The following is a 24,270-nucleotide window of genomic DNA, read 5'->3' as shown; positions in this document are numbered from 1 at the left end:
TCCATGCCTCCTTCCCGCTCCGCCGCTGCCCGCCGCTCGGGCAGCATTGCCCACAAGCTGATGCTGGGCACCGCTGTGATTGCACTGCTGTGCTTCGGCCTGACCGCATTCCTGATCTACCGACAGGCCAGCGCCAGTCTGATCAGCGCCTCGCGCCAGACCATGACCAGCGAGGCCAACGCCGAAGCGCGCCAGGTTTCGGCCGACCTGGGAACCGCCTTCGCCAGCAACGATGCCATGGTCGAAACCGTGCTCGCCCAACGTGCACGCGGTGACGTGCCCGATCGCGCCAGCCTGGCGGCAGTGCTTGGCGAACAGCTGCGTACCCACCCGGAGTGGCTGGGCAAGAGCACCATGTGGGAGGCCGATGCCTTCGACGGCAAGGATGCCGAGTTCGTCAACACCGAAGCGCACGATGCTACCGGTCGTTACATGAGCTACTGGGCCTGGCACGACGGCAAGCCGCAGCAGTCGACAATGACCGACTACACCGAGACCGCCAGCGGTTCCGGTGACTGGTACATGGTGCCCAGCCGCGACAAGCTGCCGAAGGTCAGCGAACCCTATGCCTATGACATCGCCGGGCAGCAGGTGCTGATGAGTACGCTGAGCACGCCGATCATCGAGAACGGCAGGTTCCTTGGCGTGTTCACCGTGGACTTTTCGCTGGCAGCGCTGCAGAAGCACCTGGCCACGTTGAAGCCGATGGGGGCCGGCCGCGTCGAACTACTGTCGCCGAAGGGCGTGGTGCTGGCTTCGGCCAATGCCGCCGAGATCGGCAAGCCGCGCAACGATGCCCTGACCCGCAGCATGCTGGCCGACATCGCCGCCGATCGTCCGTTCGAGGCCTTCAGCCCCGATGCGGCCGGCAACGTGCGCGTGTATGTGCCGCTGCGCGTGGGAGACGCCCCTCAGCGCTTCGCGCTGGGCGTGGTGATGCCGCATGCGGTGATCGTGGCCGAGGCGCGCCAGCTTCTGTGGCTGACCCTGCTGGTTGGCGTTGTGGCCGCGCTGACGCTGAGTGCCGGTGTCTATGTGCTGCTGCGCCGGTTGGCGATCCGCCCGTTGGCCGAAGCCGTGCGTGTGGCCGGCGATGTCGCTGCGGGCAAGCTGGACAGCACCCTGCCGGCACGCAGCGACGATGAAGTGGGGCGTTTGCTGGAGGCGATGCAGGGCATGCGCGGCCAGCTGCAGGCGGTGATGGCTGCGCAGGCGGAGATGGCGCGCCGCCACGATGCCGGCGAGCTCAGCTACCGCATGGATGCCTCGGCGTTCCCGGGCGAATACGGTCGCATGGTGGCCGACAGCAACCAGTTGGTGGCGTCCAGCAATGCAGTCACCCAGCGCTTGGTTGAAGTGATGCAGCGCTACGCCGTGGGCGACCTCAGCGTGGACATGGAAGCGCTGCCGGGCGAGAAGGCGGTCTTCACCGCTGCAATGGCCACCACCAAGAGCAACCTGGCCGCGATCAACGAGCAGATCCAGCAGTTGGCCGCTGCCGCCGCCGCCGGTGATTTCGCGGTGCGTGGTGATGCACTGCGCTTCGACCACGACTTCCGCCGCATGGTGGAAACCCTCAACACCATGATGCAGGTCAGCGATCACAACCTGGCCGAGCTGTCGACGCTGCTGCGCGCGATCGCCGCAGGCGACCTCAGCGCGCGCATGCAGGGCGACTTCCACGGCGTGTTCGCGGTGATGCGCGATGACGCCAACAGCACCGTGCAGCAGCTGACCCAGATCGTCGGACAGATCCAGCAGTCGGCAGCCAGCATCCGGCTGGCGGCGGGTGAGATTGCCGCGGGCAACAGTGACCTGTCGCGCCGCACCGAGCAGCAGGCGGCAAACCTGGAAGAGACCGCGGCCTCGATGGAGGAGCTGACCTCCACGGTGCGCCAGAATGCAGACCATGCGCTGCAGGCCAATACCCTGGCCGGTTCCGCGGCCGGCGTGGCCAGCGAAGGCGGCCAAGTGGTCAGCCAGGTGGTGCAGACCATGGAGCAGATCGAATCCTCTTCGCAGCGCATTGCCGAGATCATTTCGGTGATCGATGGCATCGCGTTCCAGACCAACATCCTGGCGTTGAACGCGGCGGTGGAAGCGGCGCGTGCCGGTGAACAGGGCCGTGGCTTCGCCGTGGTCGCCAGCGAAGTGCGCGCGCTGGCACAGCGCTCGGCGGGCGCTGCGAAGGAAATCAAAGCGCTGATCGACGCCTCGGTGGCGCAGGTCGGTGCCGGTGCGCAGCTGGTGCACGGCGCGGGCCGCACCATGCAGGAGATCGTGGGTCAGGTCGGTCGGGTCAACGAGATCATGGCCGAGATCTCGGCCGCGTCACGCGAACAGTCGGCCGGCATCGAGCAGGTCAACCAGACCGTGGTGCAGATGGACGAAACCACCCAGCAGAACGCCGCGCTGGTGGAGGAAGCCAGTGCCGCCGCGCGTGCGATGGAAGAACAGGCCGAGCAGTTGGCGGTGGCGGTCTCGCGCTTCCGTCTGCACGCCGAACCGGCAGCCGTGGCACGCCGCGCGGCCTGACCCCGCAAACGAAGACGCCCGGCGGGGGCCGGGCGTCGATTGCATCCTTGCCGCGCATCCCTGCGCAGTTCTGAGGGCTCAGAACATGCCTTCAAACGGGTTCCAGCTGGCGCGTCCTTCCACCTTCTCCAGGTAATAGCTGTAGTTGGTGCTGGAGGCGACCAGCAGGTTCATGGCGATGAACAACATCCGCCCCACGACGTCCGGAAGGAACATGGAGACGATGGCCAGCACGATGTTGATGCCGATCAGCACCAGTGCCTTGCGCCACATGCCCAGGATCAACAGGTAGATGGCGCCGAAGAACAGCGCAAAGAAGTTCAGGTTGATCTTCAGGCGGTCACCGAAGGACAGCGCCTTCCAGGCCTGCTTGAAGCCGGGATTCTTGGGGGCGCCGTGCTGGCGGAAGAAGTTGAAGCGGAACTGCCACTTCGGGCTGAACTGGGACAGGTCAGTGGTATTCATGGGAAACATCCCTGTTGGAAAACGTTTTCATGATAGGACAAGTCCTATTCAGGATCCAAGCTTCGGCGTCAAAAATGTGACGCCCGCCTTGTTCGTTGTGGTGCGGCGGGGCGCCGCACCGTCACCCATCCGCCTTGTTTTTAGGATAGGGTGCGCAGTTCCGCTGCCACCCCAGCTGAACCCGGGCGGCGGCGGGATGTCCATGGAGGTTGCATGACCACACCTGCTACACCGGAAAACGCACCGGGACCGGTGCTCCTGCCGACACCTGAAGTGGTGCAGGCTCAACAACTGCTCGCACGCCAGCAACTGGCGGTAGCGATGGACCGTGCACGCACGGCCGCTACGCAGAACGCGGCCGCGGCCGCGCTGGAAAGCGAGTAATCCGCAACACCGCCGATCGCGCTGGCGTGCTGCCAGCGCGATCGCGGCGCGCGCCGCCGGTCAGAACCGCGCGGTCATGCTCATGAAGTAGCTGCGCCCGGCCACGAAGTAGTCGGTGGAGCCTTCGGCATACAGCTTCTTGTCGGCCAGGTTGCTGACGCCGCCACGCAGGGTCAGTACCTCGTTGACGTTCCAGGCCGCGGTCAGGTCATACAACGTGTAGGCCTTGAGGAAGGTCGTCGCCGTGCCGGTCTGCTTGCCGGTGTACTGCGCCGACAGGCTGCTGGAAAACACCGTACTGGGCGTCCAGTCCAGCGACGAATAGCCAGAGAATTCCGGAGTATCGATCAGGTTGCGGCCGGTGGTCAGGTTCTTGGCTTCCTTCATCCAGGTCGCCGAGGTGCGCCAGCGCCAGTGCTCGCCGAAGCGGAAATTGAGGTTGCCTTCCATGCCGCTGGTGCGTGCGCGCTGCACGTTGCTCATGCGCGTCCACCAGATGCCGTTGAACCTGCCCAGCGGTGCGTACTCGATCTTGTTCCTGAAGTCGGTATGGAAGTAGGTCAGGCCCGCATCGACCAGGTCGTTGTCGAAGCTGATGCCGATCTCGCGGTTGGTGCTGGTTTCCGGGTCCAGGTCCGGGTTGCCGGCCATGTAGCAGCCGCCGCGGGTATAGCCCAGCGGGATCAGCGAGGTGCAGCCTCGGCCGCCGGACTGGGTGGCGGCGGTGGCCGAATTCTCGGTCAGGCTGGGTGCGCGGAAGCCTTTGGAAACGCCACCGCGGATGGTCCATTGCTCGGCCGGATGCCAGACCAGGTAGGCACGCGGGCTGACGTGGCCGCCGAACTTCTCATGGTGATCCAGACGTGCGCCGAGGGTCAGCGCCAAGGTGCGGTGCAGCTTCAGTTCGTCTTCGACGAACAGGGCCCAGGTATCCACTTCCAGATCGGAGCCGCTGACGGCATTGCCGGCATAGTCGATCGGCGCGCGGCCGATGGTGTCGGTGTTGGTCAGTTCCTGGCGCTTCCATTGGCCGCCCACGGCGAACTGGTGTTCAACCCCCAGGGTGAAGGGCGTGGTCAGGCTGCCCTCGATGATCGTATCGGTGGCTTCGGAGCGGCCTGTGGCACCGATGTCGTTCTTGTACTCGGTCCAGTACGCACTGATCTTCGAGTTGCCGAAGCTCCACTTGCCGTCGTGGTTGAGCGCCAGCGAACTGCGCTTGAGTTCGCTGGCACCCCAGGCGCCTTCGTCCTGCTTCTCCAGCGAGGCATCGATGAAGGCCTGCTGCACGCCATGGCCGGCTTCCAGCGACAGTTCCTGCGCATCGCTGAGCTTCCACTGCAGCAGCGCGTCGACGTTGCGGTCCTTCTCGCCGGCGTAGGCGTTGCCGTAGACACCGCCGTTGGAGCGGTCCGAGTCGCGGCGCATGCTGTTGGCACCGATACGCAGGCCGAAGCGCTCGCCGAGCGGGCCGGAGAAGGTCGCACCGATCTGCTGGGTATCACCGCGCTTGTCATCGCCGGGGCGGGTATAGCTGTGCGTTGCGCTGCCGTTCCAGTCATCGCCGATGCGCCGGGTGATGATGTTGATCACGCCGCCCATGGCGTCGGAGCCGTACAGCGACGACATCGGTCCGCGCACCACTTCGATGCGCTCGATCTGGTCGGGCGAGATCCAGTTCAGATCCTGGCGGCCGAGGTCGGGGCGGTAGTTGGTCGAGGCCGAGCTGCCCATGCGCTTGCCGTCCACCAGCACCAGCGTGTAATTGGACGGCATGCCGCGCAGCTTGATCTTGGACTGCTCGCCGACCGCACTGAGGCCACCGGTCACGCCCGGCACACGGCTGAGCAGGGTGGCCAGGTCGTGCACCGGCTGGCGCTCGATGTCCTCGCGGCTGATCACGCTGATGCTGGCCGGCGCATCCTTGATCCATTGCTGGTTGCCCGAGGCGGTGACCACCACGGTATCCAGATCCTTGGTGGAGGCATCGGCGCTGGCCTCGGCGGCGGCCAGGCCGGGCAGGGCCAGCAGGCAGGCGGTGGCCAGGGCACTGGCCAGGCGGGTGCGCGGCAGGCGCGCGGAACGGGAACGGAACAGCTGGGACATGACGGCTTCCATCGGATGAGGGGGACCGGATGGAAGCAACGGGCGCAAGCAGACAAGCAGGCAGGCCCCCCTTCCATGGGTCGTTGGGCGCGCGGCTCGAACCGGCGCAGCTGGGTGGGTCTCGGCCGTGCGGAAGACGGTGACCTGCCTGGTTAATGAAATGATAACCGTTCGCGTTTGTTACGATCCAGTACCTGGGGCGACCAAGTGACATCCGTACCCACGCCCCGGCACTCGCCTGCTGTTTGCTGAATGGGGATAAATCCCGGCGTAGACCTTCGCACTCGGCTTACATCCGGCGCCCTAGACTGAGCCGCATTTTCGATTCCGCCCCGTTGGAGATCGTGTGGGTTCCGGTAGTGACAGACAGCGACTGCGTGGCGTGAGGCCGACGCAGCCAGGACAAGTGCGGGCGCCGGGAAAGCGCGCCGGGAACCTTGGTGCATGCAGCCCGGCCGGGATGGCCGGCCGTGCCGACTGCGCGGAGTAGGCGGCAATGGGGGTGCAGACCATCCATGCGGAAGCAGATACGTCCCGGCGTGATGCCGGCTGGACGCTGCTGCCGGCCGAATCGCCGTTGCAGATGCCCGAGCAGACCCTGCGCGAAGGCCAACTGAAGGTTCGCCGCCACCGCACCTCGCCGCGACTGATCGGCCTGCGCCGGTTCTACATCTTCGGCGGCACGCTGGCGATGACCGCCATCGCCACCCGGATGATGTGGCGGGTGCTGTCGGCCAATGGCATCAGCGTGCTCGAAGCCTGCCTGCTGGTCCTGTTTGTCGGCCTGTTTGCCTGGATCGCGCTGTCTTTCGCCAGTGCAGTGGCCGGCTTCCTGACCGCCGTGTTCGACCGGGGTTACCGCCTCGGCATCGACCCGGATAAGCCGCTGCCGGCGGTTCACAGCCGCACCGCGCTGCTGATGCCGACCTACAACGAAGACCCGCGCCGGCTGCTGGCCGGCCTGCAGGCGATCTACGAGTCGGTGGCCGCCACCGGCCAGCTCGACCGGTTCGACTTCTTTGTGCTCAGTGATACCCGCCGCGAAGACATCGCACGGGCCGAGGAGCAGGTGTTCGCCGAACTGCGCGAGCGCGTGACCGATGGCCAGGCGCGGCTGTTCTACCGCCGCCGTGGCGACAACAGCGGGCGCAAGGCCGGCAACATCGCCGACTGGGTCCGTCGCTTCGGCGGCGCCTACCCGCAGATGCTGATCCTCGACGCCGACAGCCTGATGACCGGCGACAGCATCGTGCGCCTGGTCGCGGGCATGGAACACAACGCCGATGTCGGCCTGATCCAGACCCTGCCGTCGGTGATCGGTGGGCGCACCCTGTTCGCGCGCATGCAGCAGTTCGGCGGCCGCGTGTACGGTCCGGTGATCGCCCGCGGTGTGGCCTGGTGGCACGGTGCCGAAAGCAATTACTGGGGTCACAACGCCATCATCCGCACCCGCGCCTTTGCCGATCAGGCCGGGCTGCCGGCGCTGCCGGGGCGCAAGCCGTTCGGTGGCCACGTCCTCAGCCATGACTTCGTCGAAGCGGCGCTGATGCGTCGGGGCGGCTGGGCCGCGCACATGGTGCCGTACCTGGGGGGCAGCTATGAAGAAGGTCCGCCGACGCTGACCGATCTGCTGGTGCGCGACCGCCGCTGGTGCCAGGGCAACCTGCAGCACGGCAAGGTGGTCGGCAGCCGCGGCCTGCACTGGATCAGCCGCATGCACATGCTGATCGGCATCGGTCATTACTTCACCGCGCCGATGTGGGCGATGCTGATGCTGATCGGCATCGCCATCCCGTTGTTCCAGGAAGGCATCGATTTCAACGCCCTGCTGCACCTGTCGCCGAGCGTGTACTGGCGGGCCCAGGACGAGGAACAGGTGGTGCGCCTGTTCGCGGCGACCATGGCGGTGCTGCTGCTGCCCAAGGTGCTGGGTTACCTGGCGATGCTGCTGGACCCGGTCGACCGCCGCGGCTGCGGTGGTGCGATCCGCGCGTTCGTCTCGATGCTGGTGGAAACCGTATTGGCGGCACTGATGGCACCGGTGGTGATGTACGTGCAGTCGCGCGGCGTGGCCGAAGTGCTGTCCGGCCGCGATTCCGGCTGGGACGCACAGCAGCGCGACGATGGCGGCATCTCGTGGTTGGCGCTGATCCGCGGCTACGGCGGCCTGGGCGTGTTCGGTGCCTTCATGGGCGTGCTGGCCTGGGCGGTATCGCCCTCGCTGGCCGCGTGGATGGCGCCGGTGGTGATCGGCATGGTGCTGGCGGTACCGGTGGTGGCGCTGACGTCTTCGCGCGGCCCGGGTGTCTTCCTGCATCGCCTCGGCCTGCTCGATATTCCCGAGGAGAACATCCCGCCGCCGGTGCTGGTACGCGCCGCGCAGCTGCGACGGGAAGCCGCCGAACAACCGACGCTGTACTGATCGTCCCGCGGCAGCGGCATAATGCGGCTCGAACTTGAAGGAGCCGCATCATGCTGCAAACGGTGGAACAGGAAACCGGCGCCTCGCCGCAGTGGTCGGTGATCTGGCTGCACGGCCTCGGCGCCGACGGCCACGACTTCGCACCGATCGTGCCGGAGCTGGTGCGTCCGCATTGGCCGGCGCTGCGCTTCGTGTTCCCGCATGCACCGGTGCGGCCGATCACGATCAACAACGGCGTGCCGATGCGTGGCTGGTACGACATCGTCGGCATGGATTTCCGTTCGCGCGCCGACATGGCCGGCGTGCAGGAATCGGTGGTGCAGCTGGATGCGCTGATTGCGCGGGAGGTCGAGCGCGGCATCGCGCCGGAGAAGATCTTCCTGGCCGGCTTCTCGCAGGGGGGCGCGATCATCCTGACCGCCGCGCTGTCACGCACCGCGCCACTGGCTGGCCTGATCGCACTGTCCACCTACCTGCCGGAAGCCGAGAGCGCCAAGCGCGTTGACGGAGCGGTGCAGGTGCCGGTGTTCATGGCCCATGGCAGCAGCGACCCGGTGATTCCGCAGGCGGTGGCCGTACACAGCGCGCAGGCCCTGCAGGCACTGGGCCTGGAGGTGGAATGGCACAGCTACCCGATGGCCCACCAGGTCTGCGCCGAAGAGATCCAGGCGCTGGGTGACTGGTTGCAGGAACGCCTGGGCGCTGCCTGAGCCATGTCACCGGCCAGCGCCCCGCCCTGGATGCCGGAACTGTGCCGCCTGCCGCGGCTGGCGGCGATGCTCGGCCTGGCCGAACTGGTGGTGGTGGTGCTGGCCCTGGCCCCGGATGGCAGCCGCCACTGGACCGTGGGCGAACTGCTGTCGGCCAGTGGTTTCGCGCTGTGGCTGGCGCTGGCCGTAACGGCCAGCCTGTGCCTGCTGCGGAACGCGTTGTCGAGGTTGCCACAGGTCCTGGGGGCGGTCTCGGCCATCGCACTGGCGACGCTGATCGCGGTGGTCTGCGCGGGCATCGTGCATGCCCTGTACGCGGTGCTTGGCGACAACTTCGCCCGCGGCATCAGCTTCTGGCGCTTCACGCTGGGCAGCGCCGCGACGACGGCGCTGATCACGGCGTTGGCCCTGCGCTACTTCTATGTGAGTGATCGCTGGGCCGCGCAGGTACAGGCCAACGCACGCGCACAGGCCGACGCGCTGCAGGCGCGGATCCGCCCGCATTTCCTGTTCAACAGCATGAACCTGATCGCCAGCCTGCTGCATCGCGACCCGGTGGTGGCCGAGCGGGCGGTGCTGGACCTGTCCGATCTGTTCCGTGCCGCGCTGGGGGCGGGCGAGGGCGATTCCACCCTGCGTGACGAATGCGAGCTGGCCGAGCGCTATCTGTCGATCGAATCACTTCGACTGGGCGAGCGCCTGCAGGTGAGCTGGCAACGCGACGAGCCACTGCCCTGGGATCTTCCCCTGCCTCGCCTGGTACTGCAGCCGCTGGTGGAGAACGCAGTGCTGCATGGCATCTCGCGGCTGCCCGAGGGTGGGACCATCGAGCTGCAGCTGGCGCGCGAGGGCAATGAGCTGCAGATCCGCGTGCGTAATCCGGCGCCCGATCCGCAGGCCCCCGGGCTGGCCCTGGCGCGCGGTGCCGGCCATGCCCAGCACAGCATCGGCCATCGGCTGGCCTGGCGCTTCGGCAGCGCCGCGCGGATGACGGCTGGCTGGAGCGAGGGCTACTATGCCTGCCAGGTGACAGTGCCGATCCAGTGAGGGAGCGATCGTGAGGGTAGTCATCGCCGATGACGAACCGCTGGCGCGCGAGCGCCTGCGCAGCCTGTTGGCCGCGCAGGACGGCGTGGATGTGGTGGCCGAGGCCGGCAACGGCGAGCAGGCCCTGCACGCGTGCGCGGAGCTGCAGCCGGACCTGGTCCTGCTGGATATCGCCATGCCCGGGCTGGATGGGCTGGAAGCGGCCCGCCACCTGGCCAGCTTCGAGCCACGCCCGGCGGTGGTGTTCTGCACTGCCTACGACGCGCATGCACTGTCGGCCTTCGAAGCGGCAGCGATCGATTACCTGATGAAGCCGGTGCGTGCCGAGCGCCTGGCTGCAGCGATCGCACGCGCACGCACGTTCCTGGCCGGCCGCGACGGCCAGCCGCAGGACCACCGCGGGCAGCAGGCCCGCAGCATGCTGTGCGCGCGCCTGCGCGGCAGCCTGCGCCTGATTCCGCTGGACGACATCCACTACCTGCAGGCCGAAGAGAAGTACGTGGTGGTGCACCACGCACGCGGCGAAGACCTGATCGAGGAGTCGCTGAAGTCGCTGGAGGAGGAGTTCGCCAGCCGCTTCATCCGCATCCATCGCAACTGCCTGGTGGCACGCCATGAGCTGGTGGAGCTGCGTCGAGGCACGGGCGGTCAGGTGCAGGCGATGCTGCGGCATGGCAAGCAGCCGCTGGAAGTCAGCCGCCGCTGCGTGGCGACGCTGAAGCAGGAATTGCGGCATCTGTGAGTGTTCCGCGCGGCCTGCGGCCGCGACTGCTGTGAAATCAACAGCAACTGCAACTGCAACTGCAACTGCAACTGCAACAGCGGGTCGTCGGCTCTGTGCTGTTGCGTGTTGGGTGAGGCGGGATGGGCGGGCGGGACACGCCGTAAACCCATCCATGGGGGCTCGATGGCGCCTTGCTCGTGCGCGCTGTCCTGCGCACACGGCAAGACCGGGGTTGGGCGTCCTGCCCAACCCGCCCGAGGCATGCCTCGGGCCCATGGCGCCAACGGTCCCGCCCGCCCATCCCGCCTCACCCTCGCGAATTTCCCGGTGACGGACGGCAAGAGCATTGGTGTTATCGGCTTGGAAACAGGGGTCAGATCCCTTTTCCTGCGGAAAAGGGATCTGACCCCCGAAGCTGCCGGCTGTTGCCTTTGCTTCTGCTTTTTTCTTTTGATCTTCCGTGGCTGACGCGCACGGAAACTGTCAGAGGTCGGGCGGGGTGGGTTCGCGGGGGTGTCCGCGGCATGGATGCCGCGGCCAAGCCCCCAAGGATGGGTTTACGGCGTCCCCCGCGAACCCACCCCGCACGGCCAAGCCCAGCTGCTGCTCCAAGCCACGAGGGGCTCCGCCGTTGGTCGTATCCCCGCCGGAGGCGCGATAATGACCGGATGGAAACCGTCCGCATCGCCACCCGCAAGAGCCCGCTCGCCCTCTGGCAGAGCGAACACGTCGCCGACCGCCTGCGCCAGGCCCACCCCGGCCTGCATGTGGAACTGGTGCCGATGAGCACCCGCGGCGACGAGGTGCTCGACCGTTCGCTGGCCGCGATTGGTGGCAAGGGCCTGTTCCTGAAGGAACTGGAGCTGGCCATGCTGCGTGGCGAGGCCGACTGCGCCGTGCATTCGCTGAAGGATGTGCCGATGGAACTGGACGCGCCGTTCGCGTTGCCGGCAATGCTGACCCGCCACGATCCCGCCGATGGCTTCGTCTCCAATCTGTACGCCTCGCTGGACGCGCTGCCGATCGGCGCGCGGGTCGGTACCTCGTCGCTGCGTCGTCAGGCCCAGCTGCGCGCGCTGCGCCCGGACCTGGAGCTGCTGGACCTACGCGGCAACGTCAACACCCGCCTGGCCAAGCTCGACAACGGCGGCTACGACGCCATCGTGCTGGCCGTGGCCGGCCTGGAGCGTCTGGGCCTGGGCGGGCGCATCGTCGCGCGCCTGCAACCGCCGCAGTGGCTGCCGGCCCCGGCGCAGGGCGCGGTGGCAGTGGAGTGCGATGGCGGCAATGCGCGCCTGATGGCGTTGTTCGCCCCGCTTGATGACACGGCCACGCGTGCCTGCGTGGAAGCCGAGCGGGCGATGAACCGTGCGTTGCATGGCAGTTGCCATGTACCGGTTGCGGCCATCGCGCAGTGGCAGGGCGACGACCTGCACCTGCAGGGGCTGGTTGGCAGCGCCAGCGATGGCCGTGCGGTGCGTGCCGAGGCGGTGGGCCCGGCCAATGCCCCGGAAGCGCTGGGCCAGCGCGTGGCGAAGCTGCTGCTGGACGATGGCGCCGGCGAACTGCTGAACGCCTGAGCCCCGATGTCTGTAGAGCCGAGCCATGCTCGGCTGCTCTTCGCCGGGAAAATCCCGGGCTTCGCGCTCAAGTCGAGCATGGCTCAACTCTACAAAAACGAAACGGGCGCCCTCGGCGCCCGTTCTGCTTATTTGAACTTGTAGACCACGTTCATCGTGGTCAGCGTATCGGTCTTGCGCTTGTCCTCGGCCACGTCACTGTTGTAACGCGCCTGCCAGCCGGCCTTCAGCGCCAGATGCTCGTTCATGCTCACCGAAACCCCGAAGTCGTTCTGGCCGAAGGTGTTGTAGGAACCCGATTCGACCAGCAGGGTGTTGACCAGGTCGGTGTTGTCGGTCAGCGAGTACTTCATGTCGAACAGGCCGCGGCCGATCATGCCGGTGCGGGTGCGGTCGTCCTCGGTGCTGTGGGTGCGGCGCACACCGGGGCCGATCTGTGCGTCGAACGAGAAACGCTCGGTGTTCCACAGGCGGGTGCCGTAACCCAGACCGAACGAGCTCTGGCGGTCGTAGGTGGCGAAGTCATCGCGCTCGGTACGCACCGTGGCCGTCAGCTGGCGGTGCTCGCCCAGCTGCAGCGCGCTGCCGGCACTGCCGGTGTAGCGGTTGGCGGTGGTGTTGTTGCGGCGGCTGGTGGAGCCGTCGTCGCGGGTCTCGATCACCTTGGAGCTGGAACGCAGGCCGGCCAGGTCCATGCTGTGCACCCAGTCGCCATCGGTGTAGCGCAGGCGCAGGCGGCCGTTGAAGCTCTCGGTGCTGCTGTTGCCGCGTGCCGAAGCGAAGCCGAGCTCGCCGCCACTGCCGCTCCACGGCGAGGACATCGCCGCCAGTTCGGAGGCATCCTGCGCATACGCGAGCGGTGCGCACAGCAGCAGGGGGATCAGCAGGGACACGCGCAGGGACATCGGGGCTTCTCCGAAGCGGTTGACAGCCGGTGATGATACTGGAAGCGTGATGGCGGTCCGAATCGATCCAAACGGTTTCTTCAGCAGACGTTGCCGCGATCGCCTATTCAGGGCAGATCGACGCGCAATGCCGGGTCGTTGAAGCGCGAATAGCGCAGGCGCAGCTGGAAGCTGCGGCCATTGCTGCTGCCGCTGCGGACGATCTGCCGCGGCAGGCCCTGCGCGTCCACCCAGTACTCCAGGCGTTCGCCGGGCTGCGCGCCACGCAGCCGGTAGTGACGCGTCTCGACCCCGTCCAGCGACTGGCTGCCCAGGTCTTCGGCCTGCAGATCGGCGGGCAGGGCATCGGCCGGCAGCGGGTTGCGCCATTGCTCGAGCAGGCCCGGTGGGGTCGGCACCTGCCGGATCGCGTCGTCGGCTTGCAGGAACATGGTGTCGCCGATGATCGTCTGCGGACCGGCCGGGGTCTGCACCCGGAAGCGGTCGGGGGCGACGAAGTCCATGGCGCTGCGCACCGGCTGCGGTGCACCCAGCACCTCCAGTTCGGCGTGGAAGCTGCGCAGGGCCGAGAAGCGCTGGCTGGCGCCCAGTACCGCCTGCGCCGGATCCGCCGCAGGCACGGGCGCGTCGGTGCTGGCCGGCGCGGGCGCGCGATCACAGGCGGCCAGCAGCAGGCAGGCCAGCAGGGACAGGGCAGGCAACCGGCGCATCGGGTGTTCCAGAGGGGTGGGGGCGACCACGATAGCCCAAACGTCCCACACAAGACCCGCGACTCGGACATAATCGGGGGTATGGACCGATACGAACGCATCACCGCCCTGCATCGTCTGCTCAAGTCCGCACGCTATCCGGTGACGGTGGCGACCCTGCAGGACAAGCTCGGTTGCTCCCGTGCCACCGTCTACCGCGATCTGGCCTTCCTGCGCGACGCGCTGATGGCACCGATCGAGGGCGACGGCGAGGCCGGCTTCCGTTACCAGGCCGACGAGAGCGACCGCTTCGAGCTGCCCGGCCTGTGGCTGAGCTCGGAGGAACTGCATGCCCTGCTGGCCTCGCAGCACCTGCTGGCGCGGACCGGCGGCGGCGTGCTGTCCTCGGTGCTGGCACCTCTGCAGCAGCGCATCGAGAGCCTGCTGGCAGCCCAGGCTGGTGTTTCCAGCTGGCCGGTGGACCGCGTGCGGGTAATTCCGCACCGTGGCCGCAAGTTCGATGAAGGCAGCTTCCGCAGCGTGGCTTCGGCGGTGCTGGAGCGCCGCCAGCTGGCGTTCGAGTACCGCGCCCGCTCCACCGACGAGCCGACCAAGCGCACCGTTTCGCCGCAGCGCCTGACCCACTACCGCGACAACTGGTACCTGGATGCCTGGGACCATGACCGCGAGGCGCTGCGCAGCTTTGCCGTGGATCGCATCCACAAGGCGCGGGTGATCGACAGCACCGCCCGCGACGTGGCCGACAGCGAACTGGACGAGCAGCTGGGGGCCAGCTACGGCATCTTCTCCGGCGCGCCGAAGGGCTGGGCGACCATCCTGTTCAGCGCCAAGGCCGCGCGCTGGGTGGCCGACGAGCACTGGCATTCCAAGCAGCAGGGCCGCTTCCTGGCCGACGGCCGCTATGAACTGAAGGTGCCGTACAGTGTCTCGCGCGAGCTGCTGATGGACGTGCTGCACTACGGCTCGGATGCCGAGATCGTCGAACCGGTGATGCTGCGCGAGCAGGCCAAGGCGCTGCTTGAGCTCGCCCTGAGCAACTACGACAACTCCTGACACTCCCCCCCGAGAACCCTCCTGCCCATGAAGAAGACCCTGTTGCTGCCCCTGCTCGCCGCTGCGCTGGCCCTGACCGCCTGCGGCACGTCCGGCGAGCCCTCGCAGAAGCTGGTGGTGGCCGCCACGGCCGTGCCGCATGCCGAGATCCTTGAAGTGGTCAAGCCGATCCTCAAGCAGGAAGGCGTGGATCTGGACGTGCGCGTATTCAACGACTACGTGCAGCCCAACGACCAGCTGGTGCAGAAGCAGGTGGACGCCAACTACTTCCAGACCGAGCCTTACCTGGACGCCTACAACCGCGACCGCAAGACCGATCTGGTGAAGGTGATCGGCGTGCACATCGAGCCGTTCGGTGCGTACTCGCGCAAGATCAAGTCGCTGGTCGAGCTGCGCGAAGGCGCCGACGTGGTGATCCCGAACGACCCGAGCAACAACAGCCGTGCGCTGATCCTGCTGCACAAGGCCGGCGTGATCGAGCTGAAGGATCCGACCAACGCGCTGTCGACCCTGCGTGACATCACCGCCAATCCGAAGAACCTGAAGTTCCGCGAGCTGGACTCGGCGATGCTGCCGCGCGTGCTGGACCAGGTCGACCTGGCCCTGATCAACACCAACTACGCGCTGGACGCCGGCCTCAACCCGACCCAGGATGCACTGGCGATCGAGAGCAAGGACTCGCCGTACGTGAACTTCCTGGTCGCGCGCCCGGACAACAAGGACGACGCCCGCGTGCAGAAGCTGGCAAAGGCCCTGACCAGCCCGCAGGTGAAGGCCTTCATCGAGACCAAGTACAAGGGCGCGGTGCTGCCGGCGTTCTGATTGCCGGCGCCAATGTCCCTGTAGAGCCGAGCCCATGCTCGGCTCTGCTTTTTTGCGGCACCCCACCAACGGCAGCCGAGCATGGCTCGGCTCTACAAAGTCAGTCGACGTGGAAGGCGAGGGTGGCGGCAACGGCCTGCTGCCATCCTGCATACAGTTTTTCACGCCGGGCCACGTCCATCTGTGGCTCGAAGCGCCGGTCCAGGCCCCATTGCGCGGCGATCTGTTCGCGGCTGGACCAGAACCCCACTGCCAGACCGGCCAGGTAGGCCGCGCCCAGCGCGGTGGTCTCGGTCAACCGCGGCCGCAGCAGTGGCACGCCGAGGATGTCGGCCTGGAAGCCGGCCAGGAAGTCGTTGCCGATCGCGCCGCCATCGGCGCGCAGTTCGGTCAGCGCGATACCGGCATCGGACTGCATCGCATCGAGCACGTCGCGGGTCTGGTAGGCCATCGCTTCCAGCGCCGCGCGCACGAAGTGCGCCTTGCGGGTGCCACGGGTCAGGCCGAACATCGCACCGCGCACATCACTGCGCCAGTACGGCGCCCCCAGGCCGACGAAGGCGGGAACCAGATAGACGCCGCTGCTGTCGGGCACCTGCGCGGCCAGCGCCTGGCTGTCACTGGCGCGCTCGATCATCCGCAGGCCGTCGCGCAGCCACTGCACCACCGAGCCGGCGATGAAGATCGAACCTTCCAGCGCATATTCCACGCGGCCATCCAGGCCCCAGGCGATGGTGGTCAGCAGGCCGTTGCGCGAACGCACCGCCTGCGTGCCGGTGTGCATCAGCATGAAGCAGCCGGTGCCATAAGTGTTCTTGACCATGCCTGGCTGGAAGCAGGCCTGGCCGAACAGCGCCGCCTGTTGGTCACCGGCGATGCCGGCGATCGGGATCGGGTGGTCGAAGAAGAACTGTGGCCGGGTGTGCGCATACACCGAACTGGAATCGCGCACCTGCGGCAGCATCGCGCGCGGGATGTCGAGCAGGGCCAGCAGGTCGTCATCCCAGTCCAGCGTGTGGATGTTGAACAGCAGCGTGCGCGCCGCGTTGCTGTAGTCAGTCACATGCGCCTGGCCACCGCTGAGGTTCCACACCAGCCAGCTGTCGATGGTACCGAACAGCAGTTCGCCACGCTCGGCGCGCTGCTGCGCACCTTCCACGTGGTCGAGGATCCAGCGCACCTTGGTCGCAGAGAAATAGGCATCGATCAGCAGGCCGGTCCGCTCGCGGATCAGCGCTTCATGCCCGTCGGACTTCAGCCGCTCGCAGATGGCGTGGCTCTGCCGCGACTGCCAGACGATGGCATTGTGGATCGGCTGGCCGGTGGCACGGTCCCAGACCACGGTGGTTTCGCGCTGGTTGGTGATGCCCAGTGCGGCGATGTGGCGCGGGTCGATCTGACCACGGCTGAGCAGTTCGGTCAGCGTGGCATAGACGCTGGTGAGGATCTCGCGTGGGTCATGCTCAACCCAGCCCGGTTGCGGAAAGATCTGCGCGAACTCGCGCTGCGCACTGCCGACGATGTCGCCAGCGCGGTCGAACAGGATCGCGCGCGAACTGGTGGTGCCCTGGTCGATGGCCAGCACGTAGCGGGGCGTCATGCAGCGTCTCCGGTAGAACGGTCAGGGTAACTTACCTTTCTCTCTGTAGAGCCGAGCCATGCTCGGCTGCATTTGCACAGCGCAGCCGAGCATGGCTTGGCTCTACAGGGTGGGTTGCTCCATCCACGCCTGCAGTCGCGCCACCTGCGCCGCATCCAGCCGCAACCCCAGCTTGCTCCGCCGCCACAGCACGTCCTCGGCATCCAGGGCCCATTCGTGCTCACGCAGGAAGGCGACTTCCCGCGCATGCAGGCCGCCGCCAAAGTCCTCGCCAAGATCGTTCACACCCTGCAGGCCATGCAGCAGCTCCGCGCTGCGGCTGCCGTAGGCGCCGGCCCAGCGGCGTGCGATTTCCTCGGGCAACCACGGTGCCAGCGCCTGCAGGCGGGAGCGCGCCTGTGCGGCGTCACCCCAGTCGCTGCCCGGCAGCGGGTCTCCACCTGCTGTCCAGGCCGGTCCCATCTGTGGCAGGGCAGGGCGCAGCAGGTTCAGCGCTTCTTCGGCCAGCACCCGGTAGGTGGTCAGCTTGCCGCCCAGCACATGCAGCGCCGGTGCCGGGTAGGACTGCAGCTGAAGTCGGTAGTCGCGGCTCAGCTTCGCCGCACGCGGGTCCGGGTCGGCCAGCAATGGGCGCACGCCGGCGAACTGCCAGACCACGTCTTGCGCAGTGATCGGCTCGCGCAAATAACGGTTGGCGGCCGCGCACAGGTAGCTCACCTCGGAAGGCAGCACGCTGCAGCGTGCCGGATCGCCGCGGTAGTCGGTGTCGGTGGTGCCGACCAGCAGATGATCGTGGGCGAACGGCAGCAGGAACACCACGCGGCCATCGGGCTGCTGCAGCAGGCAGGCACTGTCATCGGGCCAGGGACGGCGCAGCACGATGTGGCTGCCTTGTACCAGCCGCAGTGACGGGCCGCCGCTGCGTGCCTCCATCTGCTCCAGCAGGCCGCCGGCCCATGGACCGGCCGCATTGGCGACGGCGCGCGCGGTCACATGATGCTGTCCATCGGCGGATTCCAGCATGGCCTGCCAATGGCCCTGTACAGGGCGCAGCTCGATGCAGCGGCTGCGCACATGTACCTGCGCGCCACGTTGGGCAGCGTCCAGGGCGTTGAGCAACACCAGGCGCGCGTCATCCACCTGCGCGTCGGCGTAGCTGAAGGCCTGCCGCAGGTCCGGAGAGAGCCAAGGGCCGAGCGGATCACGCTGAAGGTCCAGGGCGTGCGAGGCGGGAAATGCCGGGCTGCGCCGGCCCAGGTGGTCGTACAGCCACAGTCCCATGCGCAGCATCCAGCGTGGGCGCAGGTGGGGTTCCCACGGCAGTACGAAGCGCAATGGATGGACCAGATGGGGCGCCTGCCGGCGTACCACCTCGCGTTCGCCCAGCGCCTTGCGCACCAGGCCCAGCTCGCCCTGTTCCAGGTAACGCAGGCCGCCGTGGACCAGTTTGCTGCTGGCACTGGAGGTATGCGCGGCCAGGTCGTGCTGTTCGCACAGCAGCACGCGCAGGCCGCGGCCGCTGGCATCACGGGCGATGCCGGCGCCGTTGATGCCGCCACCGATCACCAGCAGGTCGACGTCGTGCATCGTGCCTCCGCGTCCTGTTTATGTAGAGCCGAGCCGCGCCACCATTTACCGTGGGCGCCATTGAACGTAACGCATCGCAATGCGCGCGGAGCCCGCCGCTCGACTCGGGATAGGGGCTTGGCTCGACTCTACATAAAAGCAGCCGAGCATGGGCTCGGCTCTACAGGTGGAACGCGGGTGACAGAAACGACGACGGGCCCCGAAGGGCCCGTCGCGTTACATCAGTGAAGCAGGTGCAGCCTGGATCAGAAGCGGGCGCCGATGCCGAAGCCGACGGTCCACGGATCCATCTTGGCTTCGCCGATCTTCTCGCCGCCCACCTTCACGTCCGGGCGCGAACGCATGTAGCGGGCGTCAGCACGGGCGAACCAGGTGGAGTTGATGTTCATGTCCACACCGACGGTGCCGATCACGCCCTTGGCATCCTTGAAGCGGATGTCGGTGTCAGCGCCGTTGCCCAGCTTCTCGTTGCTGAAGCTCGACTGGTAGTAGCCCACGCCCACGAACGGGCGGAACACGTTGTCAGCCTGACCGAAGTGGTACTGGCCGCTCAGCGCGATCGGCTGCTGCTCGACCGAGCCCAGGCGGGCGTTGTCCGGGCCCTTGAACTTGTTGTCGAACTTGTCGGCAGCGCCCCACAGCTCAACGGCCCAGTTGTCGTTGATGTAGTAGCTGAAGCTGACGGTCGGCGCCGGGCCACCATCGGTCTTCTTCACGCCGGTGATCGGGTCGTTCTTCGGTTCCAGCAGCGAGATGCCGCCGACAACGGCAAAATGCTTGCCCGAAGCGGTGTCGGTGCTGCTGCTGTCCTGGGCGAAAGCGGCCGGCGCGAAGGCGGCGGAGGTCAGCAGGGCGAGACTCAGGATACGGATGGAGCGCATGGGGGTATCTCCTAATGTTTCTTGTTTTGGGCCCCCGGTTGCGGGGCGAGCACACCGTAGTCGCCCCAACATGAATCAAATCCGACGCACGTTAAAAAATAGTTTTCCTTGTTCAGCGACCGGAGCGAAAAGCCTGTTTTCATGGGCTTTTCGGCCTTCGGCGACATTCATGCAGTTGGAGAAGATGTGAGCGAAGCAACGGTGTGCATCGGCCTGCAAGCGCAGGTGAACATGAAGTGCCGGGTGCTGCTGCTGGGTTCGATGCCCGGCGTTGCGTCATTGCAGGAGCAGCGCTACTACGCGCATCCGCGCAATCGCTTCTGGCCTGTGCTGGCCGATATCTGTGGCTTCGACGCGGGTCTGCCCTATGCGCAGCGACTGCAGGCACTACAGGCGGCAGGTATCGGCCTGTGGGATGTGATCGGCCAGTGCGAGCGGCGTGGCAGCCTGGATGCCGACATCGTGCGTGGCACGGAAGTGCCCAATGCGCTGCCGGCATTGATCGCTTCGCTTCCTGAGCTGGAGCTGATCGGCTGCAACGGTGCCGCTTCGCTGAAGGCATTCCAGCGTTGGGTGCTGCCCTGCCTGGAGACTCCGCCAAGGCTGCTGGCACTGCCGTCCACCAGCCCGGCCAACGCGGCCTGGTCGCTGCCGCGGCTGCGCCAGGCCTGGCAGCCGGTAGCCGACGCACTGGCGACATGAAGCGGACATCGTCCGGACAATACGCTACCGACTGGTCGCGGCCGCAACCCATGAGCAACAGCGTGTCCCGGCTGCGTGAGTACTGAAAACACCTGTAACGGTTGGCGCTGGCCCCCGCTGGCCGCACAATAGACGTTTCCCTACACCAGATTGCCGGAGTTATCCCCATGGCCGAAATCAAGGAAGCACTTGTCCCCGATATCGGTGACTACAGCGATATCCCGGTAATCGAGGTGCTTGTCGCCGTCGGCGACACGGTCAAGAAGGACCAGGGCCTGGTGACGCTGGAAAGTGACAAGGCGACCATGGAAGTGCCGTCGTCGGTGGCTGGCGTGGTCAAGGAACTGAAGGTCAAGGTCGGCGACAGCCTGTCCGAAGGCAAGGTCGTGGCGCTGATCGAAGTGGCCGAAGGCGAAGCCGCCAAGCCGGCCGCTGCTGCTCCGGCACCGGCCAAGGCCGCTGCCCCGGCTGCCGCTACCCAGAGCGCGCCGGCTCCGGCCGCTGCTGCCCCGGCTGCCCCGGCCGCCAGCGGTGGCGCGGTGGAGGCGCTGGTGCCGGATATCGGCGATTACTCCGGCATCCCGGTCATCGAAGTGCTGGTCGCCGTCGGCGACACGGTCAAGAAGGACCAGGGCCTGGTCACGCTGGAAAGCGACAAGGCCACCATGGAAGTGCCGTCGTCGGTGGCCGGTGTGGTCAAGGAGATCAAGGTCAAGGTTGGCGACAATCTGTCGCAGGGCAATGTGGTCGCCATCATCGAAGCCGAGGGCGCTGGCGCACCGGCGCCGACCAAGGCTGCCGCAGCCGCCGCTCCGGCTGCCGCCGAGACCGCCACCAAGGTCGAGCCGGTCGCTGTGCCGGCGCAGCCGGACAGGCTGGCGGCCCGCGAGATCGCCTCGGCCGGTACCCCGTCCAGCCCGCCGGTGCAGTTCAACGCCGATGGCGTGCTGCCGGCCAAGGTGCCGTATGCCACCCCGGCGGTGCGTGTGTTCGCCCGCGAACTGGGCGTGGACCTGCTGCAGATCAACGGCACCGAGAAGGGTGGCCGCATCACCAAGGGTGACGTGCAGAAGTTCGTCAAGGCCGCACTCAGCGGTGGCGTGCCGGCTGCCGGCGGTGCTGCTGTCGCTGCCGGTGGTGGCCTGAACCTGCTGCCGTGGCCGAAGGTCGACTTCAGCAAGTTCGGCGAGACCGAAGTCCAGCCGCTGTCGCGCATCAAGAAGATCTCGGGTGCGAACCTGGCCCGCAACTGGGCCATGATCCCGCACGTCACCCAGTTCGAGCAGGCTGACATCACCGATCTGGAAGGCCTGCGCGTGGCGCTGAACAAGGAAAACGAGAAGGCCGGCATCAAGCTGACCATGCTCGCCTTCCTGATCAAGGCCAGCGCCGCGGCGCTGAAGAAGTTCCCGGAGTTCAACGCCTCGCTCGATGCCAGCGGTGAAAACCTGACCCTGAAGAAGTACTTCCACATCGGCTTTGCCGCCGATACGCCGAACGGCCTGGTCGTGCCGGTCATCCGCGACGTGGACAAGAAGGGCGTGGTGCAGATCGCTCAGGAAACCGGCGAACTGGCCAAGAAGGCGCGCGACGGCAAGCTGGGCCCGGCCGACATGAGCGGCGGCTGCTTCTCGATCAGCTCGCTGGGTGGCATCGGTGGCACCGCGTTCACCCCGATCGTCAATGCACCGGAAGTGGCCATCCTGGGCGTGTCCAAGTCGTCCATCCAGCCGGTCTGGAACGGCAAGGAATTCGCACCGAAGCTGATGCTGCCGCTGTCGCTGAGCTACGACCACCGCGTCATCGACGGCGCTCTGGCCGCACGCTTCACCACGTACCTGTCGCAGGTACTGGCCGACATGCGCCGCGTGCTGCTGTAAGGCACCGCTTCGCCCCCACCGTGCGGCCGCAGCCCCTGGCGCGGCCGCGTGAACAGATGCAGTGACAGCCCGCCGGCCATGCCGGGCGGGCACGAGGAAAACCCACCATGGCCACGATTGAAGTCAAGGTTCCCGACATCGGCGATTACAGCGATGTGCCGGTGATTGAAGTGTTGGTCGCCGTTGGCGACACGGTGAAGAAGGATCAGGGTCTGGTGACCCTGGAGTCGGACAAGGCCACCCTGGAAGTGCCGTCCTCGGCCTCCGGCGTGGTCAAGGAAATCAAGGTCAAGCTGGGCGACACCCTGTCCGAAGGCGCCGTGGTGGTCGTGCTGGATGCTGAAGGCGCCGCCGAAGCCCCGGCCAAGGCCGCTGCGCCGGCTCCCGCTGCGGCCGCCCCGGCCAGCAAGCCGCCGGTGACCCCGTCGCACCGTGCCCCGGCCGAACCGGCTGCACCGAAGCCGGCGCTGTCCAGCGGCAAGCCGGCCGACATCGAATGCGAAATGGTCGTGCTGGGCTCCGGCCCGGGCGGCTACACCGCCGCCTTCCGCGCCGCCGACGTCGGCCTGGATACGGTGCTGGTCGAGCGCTACGCCAGCCTCGGCGGCGTCTGCCTCAACGTGGGCTGCATTCCGTCCAAGGCGCTGCTGCATGCTGCTGCGGTGATCGACGAAGTGGCCCATGCCGGTGATTTCGGCGTCGAGTTCGGCAAGCCGACCATCACCCTGGACAAGCTGCGCCAGTACAAGGAAAAGGTCGTCAACCAGCTGACCAAGGGCCTGGCCGGCATGGCCAAGCAGCGCAAGGTCCGCAGCGTGCAGGGCGTCGGCAAGTTTGTTTCGGCCAACGAACTGGAAATCACTGCTGCTGACGGCAGCACCCAGCTGCTGCGCTTCCAGAAGTGCATCATCGCCGCCGGTTCGCAGGCGGTGAAGCTGCCGAACTTCCCGTGGGACGACAAGCGTGTGATGGATTCCACCGACGCGCTGGAGCTGGCCGAAGTGCCGGCTTCGCTGCTGGTCGTCGGCGGCGGCATCATCGGCCTGGAAATGGCCACCGTGTATGGCGCGCTTGGCAGCAAGGTCACCGTGGTCGAGTTCATGGACCAGCTGATGCCGGGCGCCGACAAGGACCTGGTCAAGCCGCTGGCCGACCGCCTGAAGAAGCAGGGCATCGAAGTGCACCTGAAGACCAAGGCCTCGGGCGTCACCGCCGATGCCAAGGGCATCACCGTGACCTTCGAAGCTGCCGAGGAAGGCCAGGCGCCTGCGCTGGCGCAGGGCACCTTCGACCGCGTGCTGGTGGCCGTGGGCCGCTCGCCGAACGGCAGGAAGATCGATGCTGAAAAGGCCGGCGTGCAGGTCACCGAGCGTGGCTTCATCCCGGTTGACCGCCAGATGCGCACCAACGTGCCGCACATCTTTGCCATTGGCGACATCGTCGGCAACCCGATGCTGGCCCACAAGGCCACGCACGAAGGCAAGCTGGCCGCCGAAGTGGCTGCCGGCCACAAGAAGGAGTGGGTGGCCCGTGTGATTCCGTCGGTGGCCTACACCAACCCGGAAATCGCCTGGGTCGGCGTGACCGAGACCGAAGCCAAGGCCAAGGGCCTGAAGGTCGGCGTGGCCAAGTTCCCGTGGGCCGCCAGTGGCCGCGCGATCGGCATCGGCCGTACCGAGGGCTTCACCAAGCTGATCTTCGACGAAGAGACCCACCGCATCATCGGTGGTGCGATCGTTGGCGTGCATGCCGGTGACCTGCTGGCCGAGATCGGCCTGGCGATCGAGATGGGTGCCGAAGCCGAAGACATCGGCCACACCATCCATGCGCACCCGACACTGAGCGAATCGGTGGCAATGGCCTCGGAAATCTACGACGGCACGATCACCGATCTGTACATGCCGAAGAAGAAGTAAGGCGCCTGCGCCGTTCCAAATGAAAAGCCCCGGCATTTGCCGGGGTTTTTTTGTTGAGCCTCGATCACTCTCGTTGCGAGCGTTCGGGCCGCAGCGCGGGTGGCAGGCATTTGGACAAATGTCCCCCGTCGCCCGCCTGTGGCGGTCGCCTCCTCCTTTACTTTGTCCAAACGCCTGCCACCCACGCAGCGGCTCGGCTTGCGGATAGTAAGAGCCAGTGCCAAAGCCGCCCGGATGCCTG

Annotated in this window: 19 protein-coding genes; 12 read left to right on the top strand and 7 right to left on the bottom strand. The window is 66.9% G+C overall.

The genetic code is table 11. The features are described from left to right. Positions 1-3: 3 nt before the first annotated feature. Complete coding sequence (locus AC5P6E_RS02280; RefSeq protein WP_321210415.1) at positions 4-2,535, top strand: methyl-accepting chemotaxis protein; 2,532 nt, start codon at positions 4-6, stop codon at positions 2,533-2,535. A 78-nt stretch (positions 2,536-2,613) separates the two neighbouring features. On the opposite strand, the gene AC5P6E_RS02275 is transcribed toward AC5P6E_RS02280, so the two are convergent. Then, positions 2,614-3,000: a DUF2628 domain-containing protein gene (locus AC5P6E_RS02275; protein WP_049436940.1), complete on the bottom strand. Its 387-nt coding sequence runs from the start codon at positions 2,998-3,000 to the stop codon at positions 2,614-2,616. A 213-nt stretch (positions 3,001-3,213) separates the two neighbouring features. On the opposite strand from AC5P6E_RS02275, the gene AC5P6E_RS02270 reads away from it, so the two are divergent. Next, entirely contained in the window at positions 3,214-3,384 is a 171-nt protein-coding gene (locus AC5P6E_RS02270; RefSeq protein WP_167345305.1) for a hypothetical protein, read from the top strand. A 60-nt stretch (positions 3,385-3,444) separates the two neighbouring features. On the opposite strand, the gene AC5P6E_RS02265 is transcribed toward AC5P6E_RS02270, so the two are convergent. After that, entirely contained in the window at positions 3,445-5,490 is a 2,046-nt protein-coding gene (locus AC5P6E_RS02265) for a TonB-dependent receptor domain-containing protein (protein ID WP_010481289.1), read from the bottom strand. Positions 5,491-5,986: 496 nt separating this feature from the next. Between AC5P6E_RS02265 and mdoH the strand changes: the two genes are divergently transcribed. The 5 genes from mdoH (at position 5,987) to hemC (ending at position 11,973) form a co-directional block, all read left to right on the top strand. After that, positions 5,987-7,912 (top strand): glucans biosynthesis glucosyltransferase MdoH, encoded by a 1,926-nt coding sequence (gene mdoH / locus AC5P6E_RS02260; RefSeq protein ID WP_495230649.1) that lies wholly within the window; start codon positions 5,987-5,989, stop codon positions 7,910-7,912. 50 nt (positions 7,913-7,962) lie between these two features. Beyond that, positions 7,963-8,622: an alpha/beta hydrolase gene (locus AC5P6E_RS02255; protein WP_100050030.1), complete on the top strand. Its 660-nt coding sequence runs from the start codon at positions 7,963-7,965 to the stop codon at positions 8,620-8,622. 3 nt (positions 8,623-8,625) lie between these two features. Then, the gene (locus tag AC5P6E_RS02250) at positions 8,626-9,669 is read left to right on the top strand and encodes a sensor histidine kinase (protein ID WP_043397582.1); all 1,044 of its coding nucleotides are present in this window, start codon (positions 8,626-8,628) and stop codon (positions 9,667-9,669) included. Between the two features lie 10 nt (positions 9,670-9,679). Continuing rightward, positions 9,680-10,411 carry a LytR/AlgR family response regulator transcription factor gene (locus AC5P6E_RS02245; RefSeq protein ID WP_010481294.1) on the top strand — a complete coding sequence of 244 codons (732 nt, stop codon included), beginning with the start codon at positions 9,680-9,682 and terminating at the stop codon, positions 10,409-10,411. A gap of 650 nt (positions 10,412-11,061) precedes the next feature. Beyond that, positions 11,062-11,973: a hydroxymethylbilane synthase gene (gene hemC, locus AC5P6E_RS02240; RefSeq protein ID WP_071305890.1), complete on the top strand. Its 912-nt coding sequence runs from the start codon at positions 11,062-11,064 to the stop codon at positions 11,971-11,973. Between the two features lie 128 nt (positions 11,974-12,101). On the opposite strand, the gene AC5P6E_RS02235 is transcribed toward hemC, so the two are convergent. After that, positions 12,102-12,878 (bottom strand): DUF481 domain-containing protein, encoded by a 777-nt coding sequence (locus tag AC5P6E_RS02235; protein WP_010481298.1) that lies wholly within the window; start codon positions 12,876-12,878, stop codon positions 12,102-12,104. 107 nt (positions 12,879-12,985) lie between these two features. Beyond that, entirely contained in the window at positions 12,986-13,588 is a 603-nt protein-coding gene (locus AC5P6E_RS02230; RefSeq protein WP_010481299.1) for a LolA family protein, read from the bottom strand. 81 nt (positions 13,589-13,669) lie between these two features. Here AC5P6E_RS02230 and AC5P6E_RS02225 point away from each other — a divergent pair, with 81 nt between their 5' ends. Then, the gene (locus AC5P6E_RS02225; protein ID WP_010481302.1) at positions 13,670-14,641 is read left to right on the top strand and encodes a helix-turn-helix transcriptional regulator; all 972 of its coding nucleotides are present in this window, start codon (positions 13,670-13,672) and stop codon (positions 14,639-14,641) included. 27 nt (positions 14,642-14,668) lie between these two features. Continuing rightward, entirely contained in the window at positions 14,669-15,463 is a 795-nt protein-coding gene (locus AC5P6E_RS02220) for a MetQ/NlpA family ABC transporter substrate-binding protein (protein ID WP_495230648.1), read from the top strand. Between the two features lie 100 nt (positions 15,464-15,563). On the opposite strand, the gene glpK is transcribed toward AC5P6E_RS02220, so the two are convergent. The 3 genes from glpK to AC5P6E_RS02205 form a co-directional block, all read right to left on the bottom strand. After that, on the bottom strand, positions 15,564-17,063 hold the full coding sequence (gene glpK, locus AC5P6E_RS02215; RefSeq protein ID WP_049411058.1) for a glycerol kinase GlpK: 1,500 nt from the start codon (positions 17,061-17,063) through the stop codon (positions 15,564-15,566). 102 nt (positions 17,064-17,165) lie between these two features. Further along, on the bottom strand, positions 17,166-18,650 hold the full coding sequence (gene glpD / locus AC5P6E_RS02210) for a glycerol-3-phosphate dehydrogenase (protein WP_329835010.1): 1,485 nt from the start codon (positions 18,648-18,650) through the stop codon (positions 17,166-17,168). Between the two features lie 245 nt (positions 18,651-18,895). Continuing rightward, positions 18,896-19,531 (bottom strand): OmpW/AlkL family protein, encoded by a 636-nt coding sequence (locus AC5P6E_RS02205; RefSeq protein WP_010481310.1) that lies wholly within the window; start codon positions 19,529-19,531, stop codon positions 18,896-18,898. Between the two features lie 186 nt (positions 19,532-19,717). Here AC5P6E_RS02205 and AC5P6E_RS02200 point away from each other — a divergent pair, with 186 nt between their 5' ends. The 3 genes from AC5P6E_RS02200 (at position 19,718) to lpdA (ending at position 24,029) form a co-directional block, all read left to right on the top strand. Beyond that, positions 19,718-20,233 carry a DNA-deoxyinosine glycosylase gene (locus tag AC5P6E_RS02200; protein ID WP_029379745.1) on the top strand — a complete coding sequence of 172 codons (516 nt, stop codon included), beginning with the start codon at positions 19,718-19,720 and terminating at the stop codon, positions 20,231-20,233. A gap of 167 nt (positions 20,234-20,400) precedes the next feature. Further along, on the top strand, positions 20,401-22,113 hold the full coding sequence (aceF, locus tag AC5P6E_RS02195; RefSeq protein WP_126560089.1) for a dihydrolipoyllysine-residue acetyltransferase: 1,713 nt from the start codon (positions 20,401-20,403) through the stop codon (positions 22,111-22,113). A 107-nt stretch (positions 22,114-22,220) separates the two neighbouring features. After that, on the top strand, positions 22,221-24,029 hold the full coding sequence (gene lpdA, locus AC5P6E_RS02190; protein WP_495230647.1) for a dihydrolipoyl dehydrogenase: 1,809 nt from the start codon (positions 22,221-22,223) through the stop codon (positions 24,027-24,029). Positions 24,030-24,270: the final 241 nt, after the last annotated feature.

The sequence above is a fragment of the Stenotrophomonas sp. YJH_SMC_16 genome, assembly GCF_059367875.1.
The sequence above is the reverse complement of the archived record's forward strand: the minus strand, read 5'-3'. Positions and strand labels throughout refer to the sequence as shown.

Excerpts from the sequence above, each read along its gene's own strand:
- AC5P6E_RS02280 (WP_321210415.1), top strand. The coding sequence starts at position 4 with ATGCCTCCTTCCCGCTCCGCCGCTGCCCGCCGCTCGGGCAGCATTGCC.
- AC5P6E_RS02275 (WP_049436940.1), bottom strand. The coding sequence starts at position 3,000 with ATGAATACCACTGACCTGTCCCAGTTCAGCCCGAAGTGGCAGTTCCGC.
- AC5P6E_RS02270 (WP_167345305.1), top strand. The coding sequence starts at position 3,214 with ATGACCACACCTGCTACACCGGAAAACGCACCGGGACCGGTGCTCCTG.
- AC5P6E_RS02265 (WP_010481289.1), bottom strand. The coding sequence starts at position 5,490 with ATGTCCCAGCTGTTCCGTTCCCGTTCCGCGCGCCTGCCGCGCACCCGC.
- mdoH (WP_495230649.1), top strand. The coding sequence starts at position 5,987 with ATGGGGGTGCAGACCATCCATGCGGAAGCAGATACGTCCCGGCGTGAT.
- AC5P6E_RS02255 (WP_100050030.1), top strand. The coding sequence starts at position 7,963 with ATGCTGCAAACGGTGGAACAGGAAACCGGCGCCTCGCCGCAGTGGTCG.
- AC5P6E_RS02250 (WP_043397582.1), top strand. The coding sequence starts at position 8,626 with ATGTCACCGGCCAGCGCCCCGCCCTGGATGCCGGAACTGTGCCGCCTG.
- hemC (WP_071305890.1), top strand. The coding sequence starts at position 11,062 with ATGGAAACCGTCCGCATCGCCACCCGCAAGAGCCCGCTCGCCCTCTGG.
- AC5P6E_RS02235 (WP_010481298.1), bottom strand. The coding sequence starts at position 12,878 with ATGTCCCTGCGCGTGTCCCTGCTGATCCCCCTGCTGCTGTGCGCACCG.
- AC5P6E_RS02230 (WP_010481299.1), bottom strand. The coding sequence starts at position 13,588 with ATGCGCCGGTTGCCTGCCCTGTCCCTGCTGGCCTGCCTGCTGCTGGCC.
- AC5P6E_RS02225 (WP_010481302.1), top strand. The coding sequence starts at position 13,670 with ATGGACCGATACGAACGCATCACCGCCCTGCATCGTCTGCTCAAGTCC.
- AC5P6E_RS02220 (WP_495230648.1), top strand. The coding sequence starts at position 14,669 with ATGAAGAAGACCCTGTTGCTGCCCCTGCTCGCCGCTGCGCTGGCCCTG.
- glpK (WP_049411058.1), bottom strand. The coding sequence starts at position 17,063 with ATGACGCCCCGCTACGTGCTGGCCATCGACCAGGGCACCACCAGTTCG.
- glpD (WP_329835010.1), bottom strand. The coding sequence starts at position 18,650 with ATGCACGACGTCGACCTGCTGGTGATCGGTGGCGGCATCAACGGCGCC.
- AC5P6E_RS02205 (WP_010481310.1), bottom strand. The coding sequence starts at position 19,531 with ATGCGCTCCATCCGTATCCTGAGTCTCGCCCTGCTGACCTCCGCCGCC.
- aceF (WP_126560089.1), top strand. The coding sequence starts at position 20,401 with ATGGCCGAAATCAAGGAAGCACTTGTCCCCGATATCGGTGACTACAGC.
- lpdA (WP_495230647.1), top strand. The coding sequence starts at position 22,221 with ATGGCCACGATTGAAGTCAAGGTTCCCGACATCGGCGATTACAGCGAT.